Origin of the sequence: Limnohabitans radicicola (assembly GCF_014837235.1) — a bacterium.
GTDB lineage: Bacteria > Pseudomonadota > Gammaproteobacteria > Burkholderiales > Burkholderiaceae_C > Limnohabitans_A > Limnohabitans_A radicicola.
The window spans coordinates 749,508-775,384 of sequence record NZ_JACYFT010000002.1; the positions used below are offsets into that span (position 1 = coordinate 749,508).

Annotated in this window: 19 protein-coding genes and 1 tRNA gene; 5 read left to right on the plus strand and 15 right to left on the minus strand. The window is 59.0% G+C overall.

Translation table 11 applies throughout. From position 1 onward, the window contains the following. Positions 1 to 3: 3 nt before the first annotated feature. From guaA to IC609_RS11360, 5 genes are all read right to left on the minus strand, one after another. Positions 4 to 1,617, minus strand: coding sequence for a glutamine-hydrolyzing GMP synthase (gene guaA, locus IC609_RS11340; RefSeq protein ID WP_191819601.1), 1,614 nt, complete (start codon positions 1,615 to 1,617; stop codon positions 4 to 6). Between the two features lie 70 nt (positions 1,618 to 1,687). Beyond that, on the minus strand, positions 1,688 to 3,157 hold the full coding sequence (gene guaB / locus IC609_RS11345; RefSeq protein ID WP_191819602.1) for an IMP dehydrogenase: 1,470 nt from the start codon (positions 3,155 to 3,157) through the stop codon (positions 1,688 to 1,690). A 98-nt stretch (positions 3,158 to 3,255) separates the two neighbouring features. Further along, positions 3,256 to 4,164 (minus strand): class I SAM-dependent methyltransferase, encoded by a 909-nt coding sequence (locus IC609_RS11350; RefSeq protein ID WP_191819603.1) that lies wholly within the window; start codon positions 4,162 to 4,164, stop codon positions 3,256 to 3,258. Positions 4,165 to 4,166: 2 nt separating this feature from the next. Further along, positions 4,167 to 4,535, minus strand: a complete 369-nt coding sequence (locus IC609_RS11355) for an RnfH family protein (protein ID WP_191819604.1) — start codon at positions 4,533 to 4,535, stop codon at positions 4,167 to 4,169. Beyond that, the gene (locus IC609_RS11360; protein ID WP_191819605.1) at positions 4,528 to 4,968 is read right to left on the minus strand and encodes a type II toxin-antitoxin system RatA family toxin; all 441 of its coding nucleotides are present in this window, start codon (positions 4,966 to 4,968) and stop codon (positions 4,528 to 4,530) included. The genes IC609_RS11355 and IC609_RS11360 overlap by 8 nt, the downstream gene beginning before the upstream one ends. Before the next feature lie 94 nt (positions 4,969 to 5,062). On the opposite strand from IC609_RS11360, the gene smpB reads away from it, so the two are divergent. Further along, complete coding sequence (gene smpB, locus IC609_RS11365) at positions 5,063 to 5,551, plus strand: SsrA-binding protein SmpB (RefSeq protein WP_191819606.1); 489 nt, start codon at positions 5,063 to 5,065, stop codon at positions 5,549 to 5,551. 78 nt (positions 5,552 to 5,629) lie between these two features. On the opposite strand, the gene IC609_RS11370 is transcribed toward smpB, so the two are convergent. The 8 genes from IC609_RS11370 to rimP all read right to left on the minus strand — a co-directional run bounded on the left by IC609_RS11370 (position 5,630) and on the right by rimP (position 15,861). Next, positions 5,630 to 6,712 (minus strand): enoyl-CoA hydratase/isomerase family protein, encoded by a 1,083-nt coding sequence (locus IC609_RS11370; protein ID WP_191819607.1) that lies wholly within the window; start codon positions 6,710 to 6,712, stop codon positions 5,630 to 5,632. Then, positions 6,705 to 7,589, minus strand: a complete 885-nt coding sequence (locus IC609_RS11375) for a DMT family transporter (RefSeq protein ID WP_191819608.1) — start codon at positions 7,587 to 7,589, stop codon at positions 6,705 to 6,707. Before IC609_RS11375 ends, IC609_RS11370 begins: the two co-directional genes overlap by 8 nt. A gap of 18 nt (positions 7,590 to 7,607) precedes the next feature. Then, positions 7,608 to 9,425 carry a translational GTPase TypA gene (gene typA, locus IC609_RS11380; protein WP_191819609.1) on the minus strand — a complete coding sequence of 606 codons (1,818 nt, stop codon included), beginning with the start codon at positions 9,423 to 9,425 and terminating at the stop codon, positions 7,608 to 7,610. A gap of 13 nt (positions 9,426 to 9,438) precedes the next feature. Continuing rightward, positions 9,439 to 10,422 (minus strand): tRNA pseudouridine(55) synthase TruB, encoded by a 984-nt coding sequence (truB, locus tag IC609_RS11385; protein ID WP_191819610.1) that lies wholly within the window; start codon positions 10,420 to 10,422, stop codon positions 9,439 to 9,441. Further along, positions 10,419 to 10,799 carry a 30S ribosome-binding factor RbfA gene (gene rbfA, locus IC609_RS11390; protein ID WP_191819611.1) on the minus strand — a complete coding sequence of 127 codons (381 nt, stop codon included), beginning with the start codon at positions 10,797 to 10,799 and terminating at the stop codon, positions 10,419 to 10,421. The genes truB and rbfA overlap by 4 nt, the downstream gene beginning before the upstream one ends. Further along, a complete protein-coding gene (infB, locus tag IC609_RS11395) occupies positions 10,800 to 13,709 on the minus strand; it encodes a translation initiation factor IF-2 (RefSeq protein WP_191819612.1) in 2,910 nt (969 codons plus the stop codon). A gap of 24 nt (positions 13,710 to 13,733) precedes the next feature. Beyond that, entirely contained in the window at positions 13,734 to 15,221 is a 1,488-nt protein-coding gene (nusA, locus tag IC609_RS11400; RefSeq protein ID WP_191819613.1) for a transcription termination factor NusA, read from the minus strand. Between the two features lie 70 nt (positions 15,222 to 15,291). Further along, positions 15,292 to 15,861: a ribosome maturation factor RimP gene (gene rimP, locus IC609_RS11405; RefSeq protein WP_191819614.1), complete on the minus strand. Its 570-nt coding sequence runs from the start codon at positions 15,859 to 15,861 to the stop codon at positions 15,292 to 15,294. Between the two features lie 222 nt (positions 15,862 to 16,083). Between rimP and fabI the strand changes: the two genes are divergently transcribed. Both fabI and IC609_RS11415 read left to right on the plus strand, forming a co-directional pair. Further along, positions 16,084 to 16,890, plus strand: coding sequence for an enoyl-ACP reductase FabI (gene fabI / locus IC609_RS11410; protein ID WP_191819615.1), 807 nt, complete (start codon positions 16,084 to 16,086; stop codon positions 16,888 to 16,890). A 278-nt stretch (positions 16,891 to 17,168) separates the two neighbouring features. Next, a complete protein-coding gene (locus IC609_RS11415) occupies positions 17,169 to 20,222 on the plus strand; it encodes a TonB-dependent receptor (protein ID WP_191819616.1) in 3,054 nt (1,017 codons plus the stop codon). 111 nt (positions 20,223 to 20,333) lie between these two features. Here IC609_RS11415 and IC609_RS11420 read toward each other — a convergent pair whose 3' ends face one another. Then, positions 20,334 to 22,607, minus strand: coding sequence for an arginine/lysine/ornithine decarboxylase (locus tag IC609_RS11420; protein ID WP_191819617.1), 2,274 nt, complete (start codon positions 22,605 to 22,607; stop codon positions 20,334 to 20,336). 70 nt (positions 22,608 to 22,677) lie between these two features. Here IC609_RS11420 and IC609_RS11425 point away from each other — a divergent pair. Then, positions 22,678 to 22,768, plus strand: a tRNA-Ser gene (locus tag IC609_RS11425). Between the two features lie 133 nt (positions 22,769 to 22,901). Continuing rightward, a complete protein-coding gene (locus IC609_RS11430) occupies positions 22,902 to 24,143 on the plus strand; it encodes an MFS transporter (protein ID WP_191819618.1) in 1,242 nt (413 codons plus the stop codon). A 40-nt stretch (positions 24,144 to 24,183) separates the two neighbouring features. Here the strand turns inward: IC609_RS11430 and IC609_RS11435 are convergent, their stop codons facing one another. Beyond that, positions 24,184 to 25,875 carry an ABC transporter ATP-binding protein gene (locus IC609_RS11435; RefSeq protein ID WP_191819619.1) on the minus strand — a complete coding sequence of 564 codons (1,692 nt, stop codon included), beginning with the start codon at positions 25,873 to 25,875 and terminating at the stop codon, positions 24,184 to 24,186. Between the last annotated feature and the right edge of the window lie 2 nt (positions 25,876 to 25,877).

The window sequence follows — 25,877 nt, forward strand, 5'->3', positions numbered from 1 at the left end:
CCGTCATTCCCACTCAATCGTCGCAGGCGGTTTGGAACTCACGTCATAGGTCACGCGGTTGATACCCCGCACCTCGTTGATGATGCGGCCCGAGACCTTCTTGAGCAGCGCATAGGGCAGCTCTGCCCAGTCTGCGGTCATGAAGTCGCTGGTCTGCACCGCACGCAAAGCCACCACGTAGTCGTAGGTGCGGCCGTCGCCCATCACGCCCACGCTTTTCACGGGCAGGAACACCGTGAAGGCCTGGCTGGTCAGGTCGTACCACGTCTTGCCATTGTCGCCCGTAAAGTTGCGCAGCTCTTCGATGAAGATCGCGTCCGCACGGCGCAGCAGGTCGGCGTATTCCTTTTTCACTTCGCCCAAAATGCGCACACCGAGGCCCGGGCCGGGGAACGGGTGGCGGTACACCATTTCACGCGGCAGGCCCAGGGCCACGCCGAGTTCGCGCACTTCGTCCTTGAACAGGTCGCGCAGTGGCTCCAGCAGCTTCAAGCCCAGTTGCTCGGGCAAACCGCCCACATTGTGGTGGCTCTTGATGGTCACAGCCTTCTTGCTCTTGGCACCGCCACTTTCAATCACGTCGGGGTAAATCGTGCCTTGGGCCAGGAAGGTCGCGCCCTTGTGGCCGCCGTCACCCGCCTTGAGTTTGGCGGCCTGCTCTTTGAACACATCGACGAACAAGCCACCAATGATCTTGCGCTTGGCTTCGGGATCGCTCACGCCCGCCAGCTTGCCCAGGAACAAATCGCTGGCATCCACACGGATCACTTTGGCGTGCAGTTTGCCCGCGAACATATCCATGACCATGTCGCCTTCATTCAGGCGCAGCAGGCCGTGATCCACAAACACGCAGGTCAGCTGGTCGCCAATGGCGCGGTGGATCAGGGCTGCAGCCACCGACGAATCGACACCACCCGACAAGCCGAGGATGACTTCCTCGTCACCGACTTGCTCGCGGATTTTGGCCACGGCTTCTTCGATGTAGTCGCCCATGATCCAGTCGGGGCGGGCCTGGCAAATGTCGAGCACGAAGCGGTTCAGCAGCGCTTGGCCCTGCACGGTGTGCGTGACTTCGGGGTGGAACTGCACCGCGTAAAACTTGCGCGCCTCGTCGGCCATGCCGGCGATGGGGCAAGCCGAGGTCGAGGCCATGACCTTGAAGCCTTCGGGCAACTGGGTGACCTTGTCACCGTGGCTCATCCAGACCTTGAGCATGCCGTGGCCTTCGGGCGTGGCGAAGTCCTCGATGCCTTTGAGCAGTTCGGTATGGCCGTGGGCCCGCACTTCGGCGTAGCCAAACTCACGGGTATGACCGGCTTCGACCTTGCCGCCCAACTGGGTGGCCATGGTCTGCATGCCGTAGCAGATGCCCAGCACCGGCACACCCAGCTCGAACACGGCGTCCGGCGCGCGGTCATCGACTTCGTACACGCTGGCGTGTGAACCGGACAGGATGACGCCCTTGAGGCTGCCGTCCTTGGCGTATTCACGCACCCAGTCGCTGCTCACGTCGCAGGGGTGCACTTCGCAAAACACATGCGCTTCGCGCACACGGCGGGCGATGAGCTGGGTGACTTGCGAGCCGAAGTCGAGGATCAGGATTTTGGAGTGCTGCATGGCAGGCGTCGTTCTTTGAGAAATGAAAAGGCGTCTGGGGTGCAGACGCCTTGAAGGTCAGTGGCAGATTTTAATCAGCCCGGTAGTTCGGTGCTTCCTTGGTGATCTGCACGTCGTGCACATGGCTTTCGCGGATGCCCGCAGCGGTGATCTCGACAAACTCGGCGCGCTCGTGCATGTCGTCGATCGTGGCGCAACCGCAGTAACCCATGCTGGCGCGCAAGCCGCCGGCCATTTGGTAGATGATGGCTACGACAGAACCTTTGTAGGGCACGCGGCCTTCGATGCCTTCGGGCACCAGTTTGTCGGCGTTGGGGTTGCCCGTGCTGGACTCCTGGAAGTAGCGGTCGGCACTGCCTTGCTGCATGGCGCCAATCGAGCCCATGCCGCGGTAGCTCTTGTAGCTGCGGCCCTGAAACAGGATGACTTCGCCAGGCGCTTCTTCGGTGCCCGCAAACATGCCACCCATCATCACGGTGCCTGCGCCAGCGGCAATCGCCTTGGCAATGTCGCCGCTGTAGCGGATGCCGCCGTCTGCGATCAATGGCACGCCTGTGCCTTTGAGGGCGGTGGCCACGCTGTCCACGGCCATGATTTGCGGCACACCCACGCCCGCCACGATGCGGGTGGTGCAAATGGAGCCAGGGCCAATGCCCACTTTCACGCCGTCAGCGCCCGCCTCGACCAAAGCCAACGCCGCAGCGCCCGTGGCGATGTTGCCGCCGATGACTTCGATGTGCGGGTAGTTTTGTTTGACCCAGCGCACGCGGTCGATCACGCCCTTGCTGTGACCGTGTGCGGTGTCCACCACGATGGCGTCCACACCCGCGCGGGCCAACGCTTCGACGCGTTCTTCGGTGCCCTCGCCCACGCCCACGGCGGCGCCCACGCGCAGCTTGCCTGCTGCATCGCGTGCGGCATTGGGGAAGTTGAGTTGTTTGGTGATGTCCTTGACGGTGATCAGGCCTTTGAGTTCAAACGCGTCATTGACCACCAACAAACGTTCGAGCTTGTGCTTGTTCAACAAGGCTTTGGCTTGCTCAGGTGTCGTGCCTTCGGGCACGGTGACCAAGCGGTTTTGAGGCGTCATGATCTCGCTGACTTTTTGGTCGTAGCGGGTCTCAAAGCGCAGATCGCGACCGGTGACGATGCCGACCACTTTGCCGCCGTCGCACACCGGAAAACCAGACACACCCAACTCGTCAGAGAGGGCCATGACCTGGCGCACGGTGGTGTCGGGGGTGATGACCACCGGGTCGCGCAGCACGCCCGATTCGTAGCGCTTGACCTTGGCCACCTGAGCGGCTTGCTCTTGCGCCGTAAGGTTTTTGTGCACGATGCCGATGCCGCCTTCTTGCGCAATGGCAATGGCCAGTCGGGCTTCGGTCACGGTGTCCATGGCCGCGGACACCAGGGGCAGATTCAGGCGAATGTTGCGGGTGAATTGCGTCGCAAGCGACGTGTCCTTGGGCAGGACTTGGGAGTAAGCGGGGACGAGGAGAACGTCGTCAAAGGTAAGGGCTTTACCGAGTAGGCGCATAGCTAAGGCTCCAAAAAATGGATTGTACCTGCGCCAAGCAAGGGATTTCCCTGCCCTGCCCTCAAAAAATGGGGCTTGAGCGCAGAAGCAGCATGCGCTCAAGCGTTTTGATAGTGCAACACTTTGAGTGACTTTTCTGGATCAACATCGACAAATGCATCCGGATTGGCCAACCGTTCGATGAATTTCAGGCTGGGCGCGGCCTCGGCCACCTGGCGGTGCAAGAAAGCGGTGTCCAGCTCGGGCGCATTCAGGCACAGCAGCACATGCCCCTGCGGCTCCAGCAGATCAGGCAAGCGCCGAATCAGCTTGATGTAGTCCTTGGTGGCGATGAAACTGCCCTTTTGGTAACTGGGCGGGTCGACCACGATCACCCCATAAGGCCCCATCTTGCCGATCTTGCCCCAGGTCTTGAAAATGTCGTGCCCCAAAAAACGCGCCTTGGGCGGCAGATTGTTGAGTCGGTGATTCTGCTGACCCACGGCCAGCGCCCCCTGGCTCATGTCCAGGTTAACAACCTGCGCTGCACCGCCTTGCAAGGCCACCACCGAAAACGCACAGGTGTAGGCAAACAGGTTGAGCACGTTTTCATGCAGGGCGTGTTTTTTGAGCCAGGCTCGGCCATTGGCCATGTCCAGGAACAGGCCATGGTTCTGTCCACGCAACACATGCACCTGGTAGCGTGCGCCTTGCTCGCTCACCACATGCGGTTCGGGCACGCTGCCAGCCATCAGGCGGGTTTCGGCATGACCTGTGGCGCGGCACTGGTACACCCAGTTGAGCGGGGCCTCGGGCATCAGACTGGCCCAACGCGCTTGCAAGGCTTGATGGCAAGCAGCCAAATCCTCTTCGCTCACGACCTTGAAGCTTGTCAGTACCCAAACAGGGTCAAACCAGTCCAGCGTCCAGTGTTCACAATCGGGATAGACGCCGCCACGCCCGTGAAAGACACGGTGCGCATCGGGGGTGTTCTCCATCTGCGCGATGGCGTTGAGCAAGGCTTGCATGCTCAGTACCCGGCCGCTGCGCCACGCTTGCGGTTGGCAAACAGGCCCGTGCGGCCTTTGCCCTGGCGCTTGAAACGCTGGCGGCGGGCCACCTTGGGGTCGACCTTGAGCGGCCGGTACAGCTCCACGCGGTCACCTTCGCGCACTGTGGCGTGCCAATCGACCTTGCGCCCCCAGATGCCGGGCTGCAGAAACTGGAGTTTGGCCAAGTCTGTCGGCGAAACCGTTGGATCGGCCTGTTGACACATCACGATCCCCACATCCAGCACCGCTTCGAGGGTGCTGCCTTCGGGCACCGTCAAGTGGTGTTCCCACACTTGCCGGGGTTGCAGACTCCAGCAGAGAGTGACTTGGATCAGCGATTCAGCCATAAACGGTTTCCGCCCGCTTCACAAAGGCATCCACCAGGCTGGCCGCGATCTTGTCGAACACAGGCCCCACCAAAGCGGCCAACGTAGCGCTTGAAAAGCCATATTGCAGATCCAACTCGACCTTGCAGGCGCGTTGCGTGCCATCGCCCACAGGCAAAAAGCGCCACATGCCATTCAAATTGGAAAACGGCCCCTTGACCAGCGCCATGCCCACCGAACGGCCTTCCTCGTGGGTGTTGCGCGTCGTGAAAGTTTGCTGGATGCCGCCCAAGCTGATGCCGACCTCGGCCAACATGCCCTGGGCATCCGACTCCAGCACCCGCGCCTGGTCACACCAGGGCAAAAACTCGGGGTAGTGCGCCACATCGGTCACGAGGCGAAACATTTCATCGGGGCTGTACCAGATGAGGACGGACTTGTGGATATTCTTCATACAATGGTGCGATTGTAGTTTTCCAAGCCGACGCTTTGCTTCTGGCCCGCTTGGATCTCCTTGAGAACGGCCTGCCCGTCCCTATCTGCTCACCATGGCCACCTCCAAAAAAACGACTGCTGCCCCCACCTTTGCCAAGATCGCTGAAAACAAAAAGGCGGCCTTCGACTATTTTTTCGAAGAGCGCTACGAGGCAGGCATGGTGCTGGAAGGCTGGGAGGTCAAGGCCATCCGTGAAGGCAAAGTGCAGCTCACCGACGGGTATGTGGTGATCCGCAATGGCGAGCTGTTCATCATCGGCTGCCTGATCAACCCACTCAAGACCGCATCGACCCACATCAACCCCGAAGCGGCACGTACGCGCAAGCTGCTGCTGAACAAGGATGAAATCAAGCGCCTGATCGGCAAGATCGAGCAAAAGGGCTACACCCTGATCCCGATCAACCTGCATTGGAAATCAGGCAAGGTCAAATGCGACATCGCACTGGCCAAGGGCAAGGCCGAGCACGACAAACGCGACACGATCAAGGACCGCGAAGGCAAGCGTGAAGTCGAACGTGCCATGAAGAGCCGTCACCGCTGAATGGAATGCGGGAGCCCCGCCTCGGGGCGATGAAGCACCAGAGCTGAGCACAAGCCTGTCGCGGCGGGGGCACCGCTCTTACAACAAATCGCGCAGCGGGTGGTGTTCCGAAGGCCAGGGGCTCACAAAAAAGCGCGCTGCCTCGGCCGCATCCACCTCTTCCACCCGGGCAGGTTTCCATTTCGGACTGTGGTCCTTGTCGACCGCCAGGGCGCGGATGCCCTCGACCGTGTCGCTGTCGGCCACGGCGCGCAAATGAAAGCAGTGGTGCACCATGTCGCGCTCCATCCGCAGGTCATCGGCCAGGCCCATCTGGCGTGCGCGGCGAATCTGCTCCAGCACCACGTGCAGCATCAAGGGCGAACGGTGGCGCAAGGCATCGGCCGTTTTCTGGCTCCACTCGTCGGTGGCCGTCTCCAGCTTGGCCAGCATGGCCGCAATGCTGGGCAAACCAAAGACCTCGTCAATCTGGGGCTGTGGTGTGAGTTTTTCAGGGGTCAGCGCGCCGGCTTGGGCCAAGACCCAACGCTCGACCGATTCGGCATTTTCAAAAGGACTGCTGATGAGCTTTTGCCAGATGGGCTCAAGCATGCCGCTGGGCAAGGCGATGTCGGCCAGCTTGGCCGCCACGGCCTGCGGGCCAGTCAGCATGTGGCCCGTGAGGCCCAAGTACTCACCCAGGCGTCCAGGGCAACGGCTCAGGAAGAACCCACCGCCCACATCGGGGAACAGGCCGATGTTGGTTTCGGGCATGGCCATCTTGGTGCGCTCGGTCACCACGCGGACACTGGCGCCCTGGCTGATGCCCATGCCACCGCCCATGACGATGCCGTCCATGAACGCGATATAGGGCTTGCTGTAGGTGTGAATCAGGTGGTTCAGGCGGTACTCTTCGGTGAAGAAGTCGCCCAGCGATGCGTCACCCGCGTGGGCAGCTTGGTGGAAAAATCGGATGTCACCGCCCGCACAAAAAGCACCAAACGGCCCCTCTTTGCCCGTGCCGCGCACGGCCACGGCCAGGACCTGCGGATCGTTTTGCCACGCCAGCAGCGCTTGGGTCAAAGACCGCACCATCTCCAGAGACAAGGCATTGAGCGCTCTGGGACGATTGAGGGTGATGCAGCCGATGCGGCCTTCTATGGATATCAGAACATCAGACACGGTTGTTTCTCCAGCCCAACCATTCGTTGAGCAACAAAGCAGACAGTACCAGAACGCCACCGAACAGCACATTCAGCTGCGGGGCTTCATTCGCACCCAGCCAGGCCAGGGCAATGCCAAAAACGATTTCCAGCAAGGCCAGCAAAGCCACTTCGGGTGCCTTGAGCACGCGGGCGCAAATGACCGACAAGGCACACGGAATGGCCAGCTGGAACAAGCCCAAGCCCGCCAGCAAAACCACATCGTGCGCCGAGGCCTGAAAGGGCCAGGCCAAGGGCAGCGTGAGCAAGGTCGAGAAGATGGCGCCGAGCAGCACCGATGGCACCAGGTCAAGGTTCAGGCCTTCGGCATGGCTCTTTTGAACCAGCGTCCACTGCACGGAACCCGCGATGGGCACGCACAAAGCCACCAGTGAACCAAGCAGGAAATTGGGGGCACCCAAGCTCAGCTGGCTGCCGTACATCCAGCCAATGCCGATGCCCGCCAGCACGATCGCACCCCAGGTGCGCGCAGGCAGTTGGTGCCCCAGAAAAATGCGGGTGATCAAGGCCGTGAGCAATGGGCCCAGCGCCATGGTGATCAGCACATTGGCCACCGCGGTGAGCATGAGGGCCAGCATGAAGGCGGTGAACATGACGCTCCAGCACACGCCGGAGAGCCAGAAATAAGGGCTGCGCCAAGGCATGCGTGACCACACCGCCCTGCCCTGCCACAGCGGCAGGATGACGAGCAGGGACAGCATCGTGAAGCAGCTGCGCCAGAACGTCACCTCGAAGCTGCGGGCCTGCTCCAGATGGCGGGTCACCACCCCAGCGGTAGACCACAAGGCTGTGACCCCCACCATGAGCGCGACCGCCTGAGCGTGCCTGAACTTCATGTCAAACCCAACAGCGAATCACTTGTTGCGCTTGCGGTCGTGCTCTTTCAGGAAGCGCTTGCGCAGACGCACGCTCTTGGGCGTGATCTCGACCAGTTCGTCGTCCTCGATGAATTCCACACCGTATTCCAGTGTCAGGTCGATCGGGGGGGTGATCTTGACAGCGTCTTCTTTGCCGGACACACGGAAGTTGGTCAGCTGCTTGGTGCGCGTGGCGTTGACCACCAGGTCGTTGTCACGGCTGTGAATACCCACAATCATGCCTTCGTACACCGGGTCACCGGCCTTGACGAACATGCGGCCACGGTCGTCCAGCTTGCCCAGGGCGTAGGTGAAAATTTCGCCATCGTCCATCGAAATCAGCACACCGTTCTTACGGCCGCCGATGTCACCCTTGTGGGCTTCGTAGCTGTCAAAGATGTTGGAGATCAGGCCCGAACCGCGGGTCAGGTTCAGGAATTCGTTGGAGAAACCGATCAGACCACGGGCCGGGATGCGGTACTCCAGACGGACACGGCCACGGCCATCGGGTTCCATGTTGACCAGCTCACCCTTGCGCTCGCCCAGGGCCTGCATCACGCCACCCTGGTGGTCTTCCTCGATGTCGGCGGTCACCAGCTCAATCGGCTCATGGCGCTCGCCATCCACATCGCGGAACAGCACGCGGGGCTTGGACACGGCCAGCTCATAGCCTTCGCGGCGCATGTTTTCCAGCAGGATGGTCAGGTGCAGTTCGCCACGGCCAGCCACTTCAAAGATGCCGTCTTCGTCGGTTTCCTTCACGCGCAGGGCCACGTTGTGCTGCAGTTCTTTCTGCAGGCGGTCCCAGATCTGGCGGCTGGTGACGAACTTGCCTTCACGACCGGCCAGGGGCGAGGTGTTCACGCAGAAGTTCATGGTCAGCGTGGGCTCGTCCACCTTGAGCACGGGCAGCGGCGCGGGGTTGAGCGGATCGGTCACGGTCACGCCAATGTTCAGGTCGGCAATGCCGTTGATCAGCACGATGTCGCCCGGACCGGCTTCGGTCACCTGCACGCGGTCCAGACCCTGGAAGGTCAGCACCTGGTTGACACGGCCTTTGATGGAGGCGCCATCGGGGCCTTCCATGACCAGCACATCCATGCCGGGCTTGACTTTGCCCTGGCTCACGCGGCCCACGCCGATGCGGCCCACAAAGGTGGAGAAGTCGAGCGCGGAAATTTGCAGCTGCAAAGGTGCTTCAGGGTCACCGCTGTTCGGTGGCACGTGCTTGAGCACGGTGTTGAACAGGGCCGACATGTCGGGGCCCCACTGCTCGCCAGGCGCGCCCTCTTCGAGCGAGGTCCAGCCGTTGATGCCAGAGGCATACACCACCGGGAAGTCCAGCTGCTCGTCGGTCGCTCCGAGTTTGTCGAACAGGTCAAATGCGGCGTTGACCACCTTGTCGCAGTTGGCACCGGGCTTGTCCACCTTGTTGACCACCACGATGGGTTTCAGACCCAGGGCCAGCGCCTTCTTGGTCACAAAGCGGGTCTGGGGCATGGGGCCTTCTTGCGCGTCAATCAACAGCACCACGCCGTCCACCATGGACAAGGCGCGTTCCACTTCGCCGCCGAAGTCCGCGTGTCCGGGGGTGTCGACGATGTTGATGTGGGTACCTTCCCAGGACACGGCGCAGTTCTTGGCCAGGATGGTGATGCCGCGCTCACGTTCGATGGCGTTGTTGTCCATCACGGTGTCCACGACTTTTTCGTGGTCAGCAAAGGTGCCCGACTGGCGCAGCAATTGGTCGACCATGGTGGTTTTGCCGTGGTCAACGTGCGCGATGATGGCGATGTTGCGAATTTGCTTGCTCATGCTCTCTCTTCCTTTAAACCTGCGCAGCCATCCAAGGCGTGGAAGCAGGTGAGTTTTCTAAAATCTGTTGAATTTCGATCGGGCTCAACAATCGACCCGGAATCAATTCGCCGCCATGCACATGCGCCGTTCCCAGCAATGCACGAGGATGTTCTCCATACACCACGACTTGATCACAATCATTCCAAGGGCCGCGTCGGCGCACCCCACTCAAAAATCTTCCCGCGTTCTCGCTGTCCAGGCTCACTTCGGTGTAGGCAGGTAACAGCACATCCACCGGATGCAGTGCGCCCAGTCGATCGGCTTCGTCCATGGCCTCCAGCTCGGCCAGTGTCACGCACTGCGCCGCTTCAAACGGCCCGGTGACCACTCGGCGCAACGCGATCAAATGACCACCACACCCCAAAGCCTCGGCGATGTCTTCGCCCAGCGTGCGGATGTAGGTGCCTTTGCTGCACGCCACACGCAAGCGCAAAAACGGGGCATCGCCCTGCAACTGCATGTCGAGCAACTCCAGGTCATGGATCACCACGTTGCGCGGCTCGCGCTCCACGGGTTCACCTTCGCGGGCGTATTCGTACAAAGCCTTGCCGTCCTTTTTCAAGGCGCTGTGCATGGGCGGCACCTGACTGATCGGTCCCATGAACCGGTCAAGCACTTCCACCACCATGCCCGGACTGCATGACACGTCACGCACAGCGACCACATCGCCTTCGGCATCGGCCGTGGTGGTCTTCACCCCCAGACGAACCGTGGTTTCATAAACCTTGTCGGCATCCAGGTGCTGCTGACTGAACTTGGTCGCGGCACCAAAACACAAAGGCAACACCCCTGTGGCCAAAGGGTCCAGCGTGCCTGTGTGGCCGGCTTTTTCCGCACGCAGCAACCACTTGGCCTTTTGCAAAGCCTGGTTGCTGGATAAACCCAGGGGTTTGTCGAGCAGCAACACCCCATGCACAGGGCGCCGCTGCACCCTGGTGCGGGGCGCGGTCGTCATTCGTTGTCGTCTTTGGCGCGGGAGGCCACCGCCTTGGAGATCAAAGCGTTCATGTCCGATGCGCGCTCGGTGGTGCGGTCAAACATGAAGTGCAAGGTGGGCACTGTGTGGATGTGCAAACGCTTGAACAAACCATTGCGCAAAAAGCCCGCTGCCGCGTTCAGGCCTTCGGTGGCCTCGTCGGGATTGCCCGTCAGCACACTGAAAAACACTTTGGCATGGGCATAGTCGGGTGTCACCTCGACCGCGTTGAGCGTGACCATACCCACACGCGGGTCTTTCAACTCGCGAGCGATCAATTCGGCCAGATCACGTTGGATCTGGTCGGCCACGCGGAAACCGCGGTTTGGAACGGATGAAACCTTCTTGCGGGCCATTTACAGCGTTCTCGCGATTTCCTTGACTTCGAAGAATTCGAGCTGATCGCCCTCTTTGATGTCGTTGTAGTTCTTGAGCTTGATACCGCACTCGAAGCCTTCCTTGACTTCGCGCACATCGTCCTTGAGGCGCTTGAGCGAGTCGAGTTCGCCGGTGTAGATGACGATGTTGTCGCGCAGCAGACGGAACTTGGCATTACGGTTGACCATGCCCGAAGTGACCATACAGCCCGCAACAGTACCGATCTTGGAGGCCACGAACACAGTGCGGATCTCGGCGGTACCGATGACCTCTTCGCGCTGCTCGGGGGCCAGCATGCCGGACATGGCGGCCTTGAGCTCGTCGACCGCGTCGTAAATGATGTTGTAGTACTTGACCTGAACATCGTTGTTTTCTGCGGTTTTGCGAGCACCGGCGTCGGCACGGACATTGAAGCCGATCACGATCGCCTTGGACGCGATGGCCAGGTTGATGTCGGATTCGCTGATGCCACCCACGCCTGCGTAGACCATCTGCACCTTGACCTCGTCGGTCGAAAGCTTAAGCAACGATGCGGACAACGCTTCTTGCGAACCTTGCACGTCGGCCTTGATGATGATCGGCAGTGTCTTGACTTCGCCTGCAGCCATGTCGGAGAACATGTTCTCCAGCTTGGCAGCCTGTTGCTTGGCCAGTTTGGTGTTGCGGAACTTGCCTGCACGGTAAGTGGCAATTTCACGGGCACGGCGCTCGTCCGACATGACCATGAATTCGTCACCGGCTTGTGGCACTTCGGTCAGACCCTGGATTTCGACCGGGATCGATGGCCCGGCTTCCTTGGTGGGTTTGCCGTTTTCGTCCAGCATGGCGCGCACACGGCCAAAGGTCTGGCCTGCCAGGACCACATCGCCGGTTTTGAGCGTACCGGACTGCACCAACACGGTGGCCACAGGACCACGGCCTTTGTCCAAGCTCGCTTCGATGACCAGGCCTTTGGCCATGGCGTCAACAGGGGCCTTGAGTTCCAGCACTTCGGCTTGCAGGAGCACTTGTTCGAGCAAATCATCGATGCCCATGCCGGTCTTGGCCGACACAGAGACGAATGGCGAATCGCCGCCGAACTCTTCAGGCACCACTTCTTCAGCAATCAGTTCGCTGCGCACACGCTCAATGTTCGCGTCGGGCTTGTCCATCTTGTTGATGGCCACCACGATCGGCACACCCGCTGCTTTGGCGTGTTTGATGGCTTCTTTGGTTTGCGGCATGACGCCGTCATCACCCGCCACCACCAGGATGACGATGTCGGTGGCTTGTGCGCCACGGGCACGCATGGCCGTGAAGGCCTCGTGACCCGGGGTGTCCAGAAAGGACACCATGCCACGTGGTGTTTCCACGTGGTAAGCACCGATGTGTTGCGTGATGCCACCGGCTTCGCCAGCGGCCACTTTGGCACGGCGGATGTAGTCCAGCAGCGATGTCTTGCCATGGTCCACGTGGCCCATGACCGTCACCACAGGGGCGCGCGGCAGAGCTTCTGCGTGTTGATCGGACACTTCTTCGTCTGTGAAGGCTTCCGGATCGTCCAGCGCTGCCACCACGGCCTTGTGGCCCATTTCTTCCACCACGATCATGGCAGTGTCCTGGTCCAGCGGCTGGTTCATGGTGGCCATCTGGCCCAGTTTCATCAAATGCTTGATGACTTCGGAGGCCTTGATGGCCATCTTGTGGGCCAACTCGGCCACCGTGATGGTTTCTGGCACGTGCACTTCGAGCACGCGCATTTCGGCTGGCGCGGCCGGGGTGTGGTGTTCATCGCGGTCATGGCCATGGCCTTTGCGGCCCTTGGGGCCTGCACGCCAGCTGTTGCGGCCCACGCCACCGGTGCTGTCGCCACGGGTCGGAATGGCCTTTTTCTTGGCAGGATCACCCGCCCAGCTCGAAGACAGCTTGGCCGATTTGACTTCCTTGTTGCCACCAGGGCCACCAGGGGCAGCACCAGGCGATGCAGCTGTACGCGCGCCAGCGCCGGGTGTGCCGGCAGGCTTGTGCAATGTGCCTTTGACAGCCGGCTTGGCTTCAACCTTGGGCTCTTCCCTCTTGGCCACCAACACCTTTTTGGGCGCGTTCATCATCGAACGGATGGCTTCGGCTTCGGCCAGGGCCTTGCGTCGGCGCTCGTCCAGGTCCTTGGCGCGGGCGGTTTCTTCGTCAGCGCGGGCTTTGGACTCGTCAGCGGCTTTTTGAGCAGCGTCTGCACGTGCCTGTTTTTCAGCTTCAGCTTTGTCCGCGGCTTCGCGAGCGGCCGTTTCGTCAGCAGACGGGCCCTTGGGCGCCTGGGCGGCAGCATTCAAACTGGCCGCTTCTGCTCGGGCTTGCAGCTCGCGCTCCTCACGCGTTGGGGCAGCGGCTTGTGCTGCAGCGGCGGCAGCCGCGGCTTCGGCGGCTTGTGCCTGCTCGCGTTGGCGAGCTTCCTGCTCTTCACGCAGGCGGCGTTTTTCGGCCAGTTCTTCTTCCTGACGGCGAATCAACTCAGCCTGACGACGGGCTTCTTCTTCGCGACGAGCCAGTTCCGCATGGTCGATCACAGGTTCTGCGGGTACTTCAGGCACAGCATCGGCAACGACGTCATCGTCGCGCTTGATGAGCGTGCGTTTTTTGCGCACTTCGACCTGAATCGTGCGGGCCTTGCCTGTGGCGTCGGCTTGCTTGATTTCGCTGGTGGATTTCTTCACCAGGGTGATTTTCTTGCGCTCACCGGTATTGGTGCCATGGCTCGCTTGCAGGTAGGCAAGCAGCTTTTGCTTGTCGGCTTCAGACAAGGCGTCTGAGGACGAAGTTTTGGCGACACCCGCGGAGCGCAATTGCTCCAGCACGACATCGGCAGATTTTTTGAGTTCGCTTGCGAACTCGGCAACAGTGTTACTGGACATATTGTGTTCAAGCCTCCATCAGCTTCAGGCTTGGCCTGCAGCGAACCAGTGTTCGCGGGCTTTCATGATCAGGGCGGTGGCGTCTTCTGCCGTTTGGCCCGTGATGTCGGTCAATTCGTCGGTGGCCAGGTCGGCCAGGTCGTCGCGGGTATGGATACCCGCTTCCACCAGTTTGGAAATCAGCTCGGGCGTGAGGCCAGGCAGATCGCGCAGGTCTTGCGACACTTCTTCAACGCTTTCTTCACGGGCAATTTCCATGGTCAGCAAAGCGTCTTTGGCGCGCGAACGCAGTTCGTTGATCGTGTCTTCGTCGAAGCTCTCGATTTCCAGCATTTCCTGAATAGGCACATAGGCCACTTCTTCGAGGCTGGTGAAACCTTCTTCGATCAGGATGTCGGCGATCTCCTGGTCCACATCGAGCTTTTCCATGAACAACTGGCGGATGCCCGTCGTTTCTTCGGCTTGCTTTTGGGCAGACTCGGCCGCGTCCATGATGTTGATCTTCCAGCCGGTCAGGTCAGAAGCCAGGCGCACGTTCTGGCCGCCACGACCGATCGCGATGGCCAGGTTTTCCTCGTCCACCACCACGTCCATGGCGTGCTTTTCTTCGTCCACCACGATGGATTGCACATTGGCTGGCGCCAGGGCACCGATCACGAACTGGGCGGGGTCTTCGCTCCACAGCACGATGTCCACACGCTCGCCAGCGAGTTCGTTGGTGACAGCGTTCACGCGGGTGCCACGCACGCCGACACAAGTGCCGATGGGATCCACGCGCTTGTCGTGCGAAATCACGGCGATCTTGGCACGTGACCCGGCATCGCGGGCGCAGGATTTGATTTCGAGCAGACCTTGTTCGATTTCGGGCACTTCCTGGCGGAACAGCTCGATCATGAACTCAGGCGCAGAGCGAGAGAGGATGATCGGGGCGCCGCGCAAGGTCAGGTCGACTTCCATGATCATGGCGCGAACGCGGTCACCATTGCGCAGGTTCTCCTTGGGGATCATTTCGCTGCGGCGCAGTCGACCTTCGACACGGCCAGCCTCGCAAATGATGTCGCCCTTGTCCATGCGCTTGACGGTGCCGACAAAGATCTTTTCGCCGCGGGCCATGAAGTCGTTGAGCAGCATTTCACGCTCGGCATCGCGGATCTTCTGCAGGATCACCTGCTTGGCGGCCATGGCGCCGATGCGGCCGATGGGCACGGACTCGACAGGCTCTTCGATGTATTCGTCCACTTCGATGTCCGGGATCTGCTCCTGGGCTTCGAACAACAGGATTTCCTGCTCGGGCAATTGCAAACCAGCTTCGTTGGGCACCACATGCCAGCGACGGAAAGTCTCGTAGTTGCCCGTATCGCGGTCCACGGCCACACGGATGTCGACCTCGCCCTGATACAGCTTCTTGGTGGCTTGCGCCAAAGCGGCCTCGACCGCGCCCAACACCACATCGCGTTCGACGTTCTTTTCGCGGGAGATGGCTTCTACCAACATCAACATTTCGCGATTCATGACTCGACTCTCCTATTCCACTGGGTCAACAGCTGACCCGATTTGCTTTGCATGCGATCCTGACCAGCGGTCAGGCTTGAACTTTGGGCTTTCGCCCTTTGAAATCCACCACAGGGGCCAGACGCGCTTCACGCAACTCATCGAGCGTGAAGCCCAGCGCCTGCAGCGGCGCGGGCACGCGCTTTTTGCTGATGCGCTGACCGGGTTTGACTTCGGGCGCATCGCTCCAGACGATTTGCCAGCCTGTGTTGGCGGCATCGCGCTCAAGCGTGCCCCTGAATTTTTTGCGGTTGGCGCTGACCAGGCCCGCTGCGCTGTCGCCCATGGGGGCCTTGAGCGTGATGTCAATCAGCTCGCCCACGAAGCGCTCAAAATCTTTTTCATGGCGCAATGGTCGATCGATGCCTGGGGAAGACACTTCCAGGCGCTTGTAATCAACCCCATCCACCTCGAGGGAAAACTGCAGTTGACGGTTGACCTTCTCACAGTCTTCGACCGTCACAAATGTTTCTTCGGAGGCAGGCCCCTGCCATGGCCAGTCGATGGTGATGCGCAACAGGCCTCCGGCAGAGCGTTCAATCTCTACCAGGTCATAGCCCAGTCCGGTCACGGTTTCTTCAACGATTTGCTGCAATGCCACAGGATTTTTAACAGGAGCGGATGTTCTGCCAATAATGAATCGACCAAAAAAAACGGGCGGTGAGAACCCGCCCGTTTGGTCGTGAAGTTCCTATTCTAGCCCAAAAAAGCCGCTAAGTGTGTGATTTTCAAGAGAAACATCGATCTCATACCCGCACTGCGCACCCATCTCGAGCCCTTACTGAGCATGAGACAATCACGGCCACGTTAACGGAGCACCCTCATGACAAATAAAACAGGATTCCTCGCAGGCAAAAAACTCTTGATCACGGGCGTTTTGTCCAACCGTTCCATCGCCTACGGCATCGCCAAGGCGTGCCATGAGCAAGGCGCCGAGTTGGCTTTCAGCTACGTGGGCGAGCGTTTCAAAGACCGCATCACCGAGTTTGCAGCCGATTTTGGCTCTAATCTGGTTTTTGACTGCGACGTTGGCAGCGACGAGCAAATTGAAAAGCTGTTCACTGAACTTTCAGCCACTTGGCCCAAGTTTGACGGTTTTGTGCATGCCATTGGCTACGCGCCGCGCGAAGCGATTGCCGGCGACTTCCTCGACGGCCTGTCTCGCGAGGCCTTCAAAATCGCCCACGACATCAGCGCATACAGCTTCCCTGCCATGGCCAAAGCGGCCCTGCCCTACCTCAACGACAAGTCATCGGTTCTGACCTTGACTTACCTAGGCGCCATTCGCAACGTGCCCAACTACAACACCATGGGCCTGGCCAAGGCCAGCCTCGAAGCATCGGTCCGTTACTTGGCCGAATCTCTGGGCAGCCAAAACCGCGGCATGCGTGCCAACGGTATTTCGGCAGGCCCCATCAAGACACTGGCCGCCAGCGGCATCAAGGGTTTTGGCAAGATTTTGTCGGTCGTGGCCGAAACATCACCCATCCGCCGAAATGTGACCATCGAAGATGTAGGCAATGTGGCTGCATTTCTGTTGTCGGACTTGGCCGCCGGCGTCACCGCCGAAATCACTTATGTGGACGGTGGATTCAGTCAGGTGGTGGGTGGGATTGCTGAGCCGAACTGATCCAATTTTGGCCGCAAAAAACAAAACCACCTCAGGGTGGTTTTTTTTGGCCAAACCAAGCTCCGAATTCATTAATTTATATTTGCAAAATATCAAAAAATAGTCAGATCAAATGTGATTGATCGAGTTTGTCGATGATGCGTAAAAACAACAAAGGTGTAACACCCAGTTAACACAACTTACAAAGTCATATTAAATGTTGTGTTCGTAGTTTCGTAACGGAGTTGAAATTGAAAAAGTCACACCTCTCATCCCCACAGGCATTTCGCCAAAAGTTCTTGTCTCAAGCGCTCAGCTTGGCTTTTGGTGTCACCCTGGTCAGCGTTGGCACGATCAACACGGCCTTTGCCCAATCCAACGCCACAGGTACCGTCTACGGTACAGCCGCCTCCGGCAGCACTTTGGTGCTGACCAACAAGGAAACAGGCTTCAAGCGTTCGGTGAACCTGGACAATACAGGCCGCTTTAGCCTCGGAGCATTGCCAGTGGGCAGCTATTCTGTCCAAGTGGTCAAAGATGGCAAAGTGGTCAACAGCAACCCCGATGTAGATGTCCGTATCGGTCAGGGCACCGAAATTTCCTTCGCGGATACCGTGGTCGTGACCGGTACGCAAATTGCCAAGAAGCTGGACATGACGGAAATGGGCTCCACCACCATTTTCACTGCCAAAGAACTGCAGCGCATTCCCGTGGCCAACAACGTGGGCGCCATCATCCAATTGGCCCCCAACACCACAAGCGGCGACTCGCGCTATGGCGGCTCCAACGCCCCCAGCTTCGGTGGATCCAGTGCATCTGAAAACGCTTACTACATCAACGGCTTCCCTGTGACCAACGCTCTGACACAGGTTGGCTTCTCACAACTTCCTTTCAATTCGATTGCCCAGGCACAGGTCCTGACAGGCGGTTATGGCGCTGAATTCGGCCGCTCCACGGGTGGCGTGGTCAACATCATCACCAAGAGCGGCTCCAACGAGTTCAAGGCAGGTGGCGGTATCACCTGGAGCCCTGACACACTGCGCGCAGCCAGCCGTAACCAGTACTACGCGGATAACGGCACTGCTCTGGCCAACAAGTTGTACTTTTACAACCAGGCCAACACCACTGATTCAGTGACGACCACTGGCTACTTCAGCGGCCCCATCATCAAGGACAAGCTGTTCATTTATTTCTCGGGTGAGCGTGCGAATACCAATTTCAATGGCATCCGTACAGGCAACACTTCTGCAACCTACACGGCTTCTGCATCCACACAATCCTCTTCATGGCAAGAAATCGCCACCGAGATCCCTCGTTATTTGATGAAGCTGGACTGGAACATCTCAGATGACCACCATCTGGAATACACCCGCCTGGCCGACAAATACACCTCGGCTCGCAAATACTACGGCTTCAACTACGCCACTTTGCAAAACACCAATGTGCAAAACGGTGGACAAACCTATGTGAACTGGGGCCCAACACCTGTCGCTTCGCAACAAGGTTCGGAAGCGGACATCTTCAAGTACACAGGCTACTTCACAAAAGACCTGACCTTCACTGCCGTGCTGGGTCAGACCAAGAGCCGTCACCAGCAAATCCCTGTGGGCTACAACCCTGCGTTGCCACAAATTTTCTCTGACTCCACCAACGAAGTTCCAGGCCTTGGCCCTTACGCCCACCCACAAACCATCTCCGGCAACTTGCTGATTCCCGGTGCTGTGGACAAAAACAAGGGCCTGCGCTTTGACGTGGAATACAAGCTCAACCAGCAACACACACTGCGCGCTGGCCTCGACAAAAACACCATCAACTCAACTGCTGGCAGTGGCGTGGCGGGTGGGTTCCGCTGGGAATACTTCAAGTCCAGCACACCTGGTGCACTGATTGATGGTAAATACGCTGCCGCCAACAGCGTAACCACCAACAACCCATATGGCGCTCTGGGCTATTACGCACAGCAGGTCTATGTCAACACCATGTCGACACCGTCCGTCGACCAAACTGCTCAGTACATTGAGGACCGTTGGCAAGTCAACGACAAGTTGTTGCTGTCTTTGGGCTTGCGCAACGAAGGCTTCAACAACAAGAACGGTGACGGCAAGTCTTACATCAATCTGCCAACCCAAATCGCGCCACGTCTGGGCGCTACTTTCGATGCTCTGGGCAACCAGACGCTGAAGGTGTTTGGTAGCGCGGGCCGTTACCATGTGCCACTGCCCACCAACGTGGCTGTGCGTGCTGCAGGTGCATCGCTCTACACCAAGCAAAACTTCATCTACACAGGTGTCGACTCGAATGGTCAACCCACTGGCTTGACTTCCATCAGCCCCGTGTATTCGTCCAACAACGAATACGGTCAGTCCAAGGACCCCCAATCTGTTGCAGCACTCAACATGAAGGGCAACTACCAGGATGAATTGGCCTTGGGCTTTGAACAGGCTGTCAACAAAGGCCTGAACATCGGCGGCAAGTTCACCTACCGCACACTGCGCTCGGCCATCGACGACCATTGCGATGACCGTCCTTTCCAGGCATGGGCTGACCGCAACGGTGTCAACACAGCCAACTGGGAAGGCTACCACTGCGCATTGTTCAATCCCGGCATTGCCAACAGTTTCATGATGGACTACGGCGACGGCAAAGGCATGCGCCGCGTCGATTTGTCTGCCAAGGATCTGGGCTTCGACAAAGTCAAGCGCATTTACCAGGCGCTGGACCTCTTCGCGGAGCATCCGTTTGATGGCAAGTTCTACGGCAAGGTGACCTACACCCTGTCGCGCAACTACGGCAACACCGAAGGCCAACTGCTGTCCGACATCGGCCAAGCCGATGTGTCCACCACACAAGCTTTCGACTATCCAGAGTTCTCGCGCAACGCCCTTGGCTTGCTGCCTAACCACCGCAAGCACCAACTGAAGATGTTTGGTTACTACCAAGCCGATCCAGAATGGGGCTTTGGTGCCAACGTGGCACTGGCATCCGGTCGTCCACGTAACTGTATCGGCAATGCGCCTGATGCCGTGGGCTCCACCAACCCGAATGCAGTGACGAACTACTCAGGCTACGGCTCTGCTTACTTCTACTGCAACGGTGTGGCCTCTCCCCGTGGCTCGCAAGGCACACTGCCTTACACCATGAAGCTGGACCTGAACGTGGCTTACCAGCCCGCGACACTCAAGGGCCTGACCCTGAAGCTGGACGTCTTCAACGTCCTCAACCGCCAATCGGTTGAAGTCATCGAAGAACGCTACAACTCGGGCACAGCAGTGCGCGCTCTGTACAGCACTCCGCTGTCTTACACTGCGCCACGTGCAGCACGCATCTCTGCTTATTACGACTACAAGTTCTAAGCAAGCGATACGGCATGCCGATCAAGCACCTCCCCCGGGAGGTGCCTCCAAAAAAGAAGCCCCCGATTTCGGGGGCTTCTTTTTTGGAAGAAGTAACCTCAATTCAAATGGTCAAGCTTTCACGCAATCAGCAAAGTAACGCTTTTTGCCATCGTCGTCCTTGATCTCCACCAAGCCATGAATGTCGGTCTCAAAGCCAGGGCACTTCTCGTTGAACTCACGGGCAAACTTGAGGTAGTCCACGATCTTCTTGTTGAAAACTTCGCCAGGAATCAAGAGCGGGATACCCGGTGGGTATGGCGTCACCAGTCCCACCGTGATGCGGCCTTCCAGGTCGTCGATCTCGACGCGCTCGGTTTTGCGCTGGGCAATGTGCGCGTACGCGTCTGATGGGCGCATGGCGGGTGCCAGGTCCGACAGGTACATCTCGGTGGTCAAACGCGCAATGTCGTACTTGGCGTACATCTCGTGCACGTGCTGGCACAGATCGCGCAGGCCCATGCGCTCGTAGCGCGGGTGCTTGGCACAGAACTCCGGCATGATGCGCCACATCGGCTGGTTCTTGGCGTAGTCGTCCTTGAACTGCTGCAAAGCGGTAAGCAGCGTGTTCCAGCGGCCCTTGGTGATGCCGATGGTGAACATGATGAAGAAGCTGTACAGGCCGGTCTTTTCGACCACTACCCCGTGCTCGGTCAGGAACTTGCTGACGATGGATGCAGGAATACCGGTCTTGTCGAACTTGCCGTCCAGGTCCAAGCCGGGCGTGACGATGGTCGACTTGATCGGGTCAAGCATGTTGAAGCCATCGGCCAGCTGCTGTCCAAAGCCGTGCCACTTGCTGGCCTTCTTGCGCGGATCGTTACGAAGGATCCAATCATCCGCACGGCCCACGCCCTCGTCTGCGAACTTCTCTGGCCCCCAGACTTTGAACCACCAGTCCTTGCCATATTCCTCGTCCACCTTGCGCATGGCACGACGGAAGTCCAGCGCCTCAGCAATGCTCTCCTCGACCAATGCTGTACCGCCAGGAGGCTCCATCATGGCCGCAGCCACATCACAGCTGGCAATGATGCTGTACTGTGGGCTGGTCGAGGTGTGCATCAGGTACGCCTCGTTGAACAGTGGGCGGTCCAGCTTGGTGTTTTGTGCGTCCTGCACCAGCACATGGCTGGCCTGGCTGATGCCCGCCAGCAGCTTGTGGATCGATTGGGTGGCATAGACCATCGACTCTTTCGGTCGAGCACGCTTTTTGCCCATGGCGTGGTACGGACCATAGAACGGATGGAACGCGGCGTGCGGCAGCCAGGCCTCGTCAAAGTGCAGGTTTTCCACGTAGCCATCGAGCATGCCCTTGATGGTTTCGGTGTTGTAGAGCACGCCGTCATAAGTCGACTGCGTGAGCGTCAGAATGCGCGGTTTGACCTTCTTGGCGTCCACGCCCTTGAGCAGCGGATTCTTCTTGATCTTGGCCTGGATGGCCGCAGGCTCGAACTCGCTTTTGGGGATCGGGCCGATGATGCCGAAGTGGTTGCGCGTTGGCTTCAAGAACACCGGGATGGCCCCGGTCATGATGATCGAGTGCAAGATGGACTTGTGACAATTACGGTCCACCACCACCACGTCCCCCGGCGCAACGGCGTGGTGCCACACCATCTTATTGGACGTGCTGGTGCCATTGGTCACAAAGAAGCAATGGTCGGCATTGAAGATGCGCGCCGCATTGCGTTCGCTCTCGCCAATCGCGCCGTTGTGGTCCAGCAGCTGACCCAATTCTTCCACCGCATTGCACACGTCGGCGCGCAGCATGTTCTCGCCATAAAACTGGTGGTACATCTGACCCACGGGGCTTTTCAGGAAAGCCACACCACCCGAGTGGCCGGGGCAATGCCATGAATAAGAGCCGTCTTCTGCGTAATCGAGCAGCGCCTTGAAGAATGGGGGTTGCAGGCCTTCAAGGTAGCTCTTGGCCTCGCGGATGATGTGACGCGCCATGAACTCGGGCGTGTCTTCGTACATGTGAATGAAACCATGCAATTCGCGCAGGATATCGTTGGGCAAGTGCTGGCTGGTCTTGGTCTCGCCATAGATGTAGATCGGCACATCGGCGTTCTTGCGGCGCACTTCATCGATGAAGGCACGCAGGCTGATCACGGCCGGATCCAGATCGGGCCCAGGCGTGAACTCTTCATCATCGATGGACAAAATGAAAGCACTGGCACGGCTTTGCTGCTGGGCAAATTGCGAGAGATCGCCATAGCTGGTCACCCCCAGAACCTCGAACCCTTCGCTGACGATGGCATCGGCCAGCGCACGGATGCCCAGACCCGATGTGTTCTCGGAGCGGTAGTCTTCGTCAATGATGACAATGGGAAAACGGAATTTCATGCTGGGCAGACCGCAAAGGTCCTGAAAATGGACAAACAGGGGCGAAGTTTAAGCTACAATCTATGGCTTCGGAGCGGTGGATGAGTGGTTTAAGTCGCACGCCTGGAAAGCGTGTGTGGGTTAATAGCCCACCGCGGGTTCGAATCCCGCCTGCTCCGCCAGAACAAAGCCCCAAGTCCTTTGGCTTGGGGCTTTTTTTCGTCTGTTGCATGTCCACGACAACATGGTGGAACCTCGCACACGACAATGGAGAGTGCCCCAACTCCAAGACCAAACAATGACACGCCCACAGGCATGAAATCTGAAAGCTTGTTCCGAATTCCAGGTTACGCAAGGCTGTGGGGCTCGATCCTGCTGAGCAATTTAGGGGCACAGCTCACCATGATCGTGCTGCCATTGACCGCCGTGGTGGTGCTGCATGCCAGTCCCACACAAATGGGTTTGCTCGGCGCCATGGAGTTGCTGCCCTTTGTGGTGCTGTCTTTGCCTGCGGGTGTCTACCTGGATCGCATCCGAAAATTGCCGGTCTACATCTCAGGCGAATTGCTGATGGCCGCCATGCTGGTGTCGGTGCCGATCGCCTGGACGTTGGACATGCTGAGCATGGGCTGGCTGTATGTGGTGGGCATTGGCGCGGGTGTGGTGTACACGGTCGCAGGTTCGGCATCACAAATCGTGCTCACCCAATTGGTGGGCCGCGATCAATTGGTCAAGGCCCATGCACAAAACGCCATAGCAAGTTCAACCGCAGAGGTCATCGGCCCAGGCATCGCGGGTCTCTTGATCAAGCTGTTAGGCGGGCCATTGACTCTGTTGGTCGACTGCTTTTTGGTGCTTTGCTCGGCCCTCATGCTCAAGGGCCTGCGCATTCAGGAAAAGCTAACGCCCCCCGAGCACACCCATTTCTGGGGCCAACTTCAGGCAGGCCTGGCCTTTGTGCGCAGCCAGCCCGTGCTGATTCACAGCGCGCTGGTGGTGGGAGCTTGGCAGTTCTTCGCACAGATGGCCATGTCGATTCAAGTGATCTACGCCGTACGCGAGTTGGGCATGAGCGAAGAGCACCTGTCGGTGAGCTATGTGGCTTTAGGAGCTGGCTCGATTGCAGTGGGCATGGTTGGGCCAAGACTGTCCAAAACCATCGGCCCGGGCCCCGCCCTGCTGCTGGGCATTGGCCTGACAGGCTTGGGCTGGCTTCAGTTGGCGCTGTTCAAGGACCAGATTCCGGCCGTCGTCGGCTTCGCCTTGATGCTGATGGGCTTTGCCGCGGGTGCCACTTTGCTGTTCATCAATTTTCTGGCGATCAGGCAATCGGTGACGCCCTCCCCCATGCTGGGCCGCATGACCACCACCATGCGTTGGCTGATCTTGCTGCCTGCGGGGCCGGGTGCCTTGCTGGGCGGCTGGCTGGGCGAGCACACCACCATGGTCACGCCCATACTGCTGGCGGGGGTGGGTGCCCTGCTCACGGCTGGGGTGGGGCTGGCGGTAACCCGCTTGAGGCACTTGCAGGTGCTACCCCAAGCGCCTGACGCCTGACGCCTGACGCCTGATGCCTGAAGCCTCACAACGACAAGAATCAAGCCAGCGCGGCCGCACGCTCTGGCGTCCAGCCTTTGGGGATGGCCCCCAACAGCTCCTGGGTGTATGGGTGCTGCGGATTGGCGTAAATGTCTGCGGCTGCACCCCGCTCCACGATGGCCCCCTGCTTCATGACGATCATCTGATCAGACATGAAGCGCACCACGTCCAAGTCGTGCGAAATGAACAGGTAGGCCAAAGAAAACTCTTTTTGCAAGTCCTTGAGCAAGTTCAGGATGGTGGCCTGCACGCTCACGTCCAGAGCGCTGACAGATTCGTCGCACACCACAATCTCGGGCTGCAGGATCAGGCTGCGTGCAATCGAAATGCGCTGGCGCTGACCGCCCGAGAATTCATGCGGGTATTTGTGCAAGGCATGGGCCCCCAGGCCCACACGCTCCAGCCACTCCAACACCAAAGCTTGCCTTGCGGCTTCATCACCGCCCAGGCCGTGAATCTTTAAAGGCTCCTCCAGAATCCGGCCTACCGTGAACCGGGGATTCAAACTGGCATAAGGATTCTGAAAAATGATCTGAACCTTCTTGCGCATGGCACGGATTTGCGCCGCACTTTGCCCTGTCAGCGGGTGACCAGCCAGTGTGACTTCCCCGCGGGTGACTTGCAGCAATTGGGCGAGCATCAAGCCCAACGTGGATTTACCAGAGCCGGACTCGCCCACCACCCCCAATGTCTGGCCACGGCGCAACGAGAAACTCGCATCTTGCACCGCATGCACGGTCTTACGGGAAAACAAACCCGTCTTGATCACATAGTCTTTGGCCAGGCTGTCCACTGTCAATAACACATCGCCATCGGTGGACGCAGCCGCCTTGGGTGTCAGCGTGCGACCCGCAGGGTTCATGAAGTCTTCGATGACCGGCAGCCGGTCGTAGTCCTGATTCAAGCGCGGCCGACACGCCAGCAACGCTTGTGTGTAAGGATCCTTGGGCTGGTTGAAAATCGCCTCAACCGACCCGGCTTCACGCACTTCACCATGGCGCATGACCACCACTTCGTGGGCCAGCTCGGCCACCAAACCCAAATCGTGGCTGATGAACAGCATGCTCATCTTGTGCTTGTCCTGCAAACGCACCAGCAGCTCGATGATCTGGCGCTGCACGGTCACATCCAGCGCCGTGGTTGGCTCATCGGCGATCAACAAACGGGGTTGGCAGGCGATCGCAATCGCGATCATCACGCGCTGCTGCTGACCGCCCGACAACTCGTGCGGATAGGCATTGATGCGGTTGGCTGGGTCGGGAATGCCGACTTCGTCGAGCACGGCCTTGGTCTGCTCCCAGGCTTGCTTGGGGCTCAAGCCCAAATGCAGCATCAGCACTTCAGCAATCTGCTGGCCGATGGTCTTGACGGGATTGAGCGAACTCATCGGATCCTGAAACACCGTGGTGATGTCCTTGCCGCGCAGTTTGCGCAACTCGGTATCCGACAGTTTGAGCAGGTCCACCCCTTGGCTGATGATCTGGCTGGACGGATCGATCAACGCGTTGTCGGGCAGCAACCGTGAAATGCTCAGGGCACTCACGCTCTTGCCACTGCCCGACTCTCCGACCAAGGCCAGGGTACGTTGCTCTGGCACATCGAAACTGACACCATGCAGGGCATGCTGAATCCCGGCACGGCCCATGTCGAAGGAGACTTTGAGATTTTTGACTTGAAGTGTTGCGGTCATGT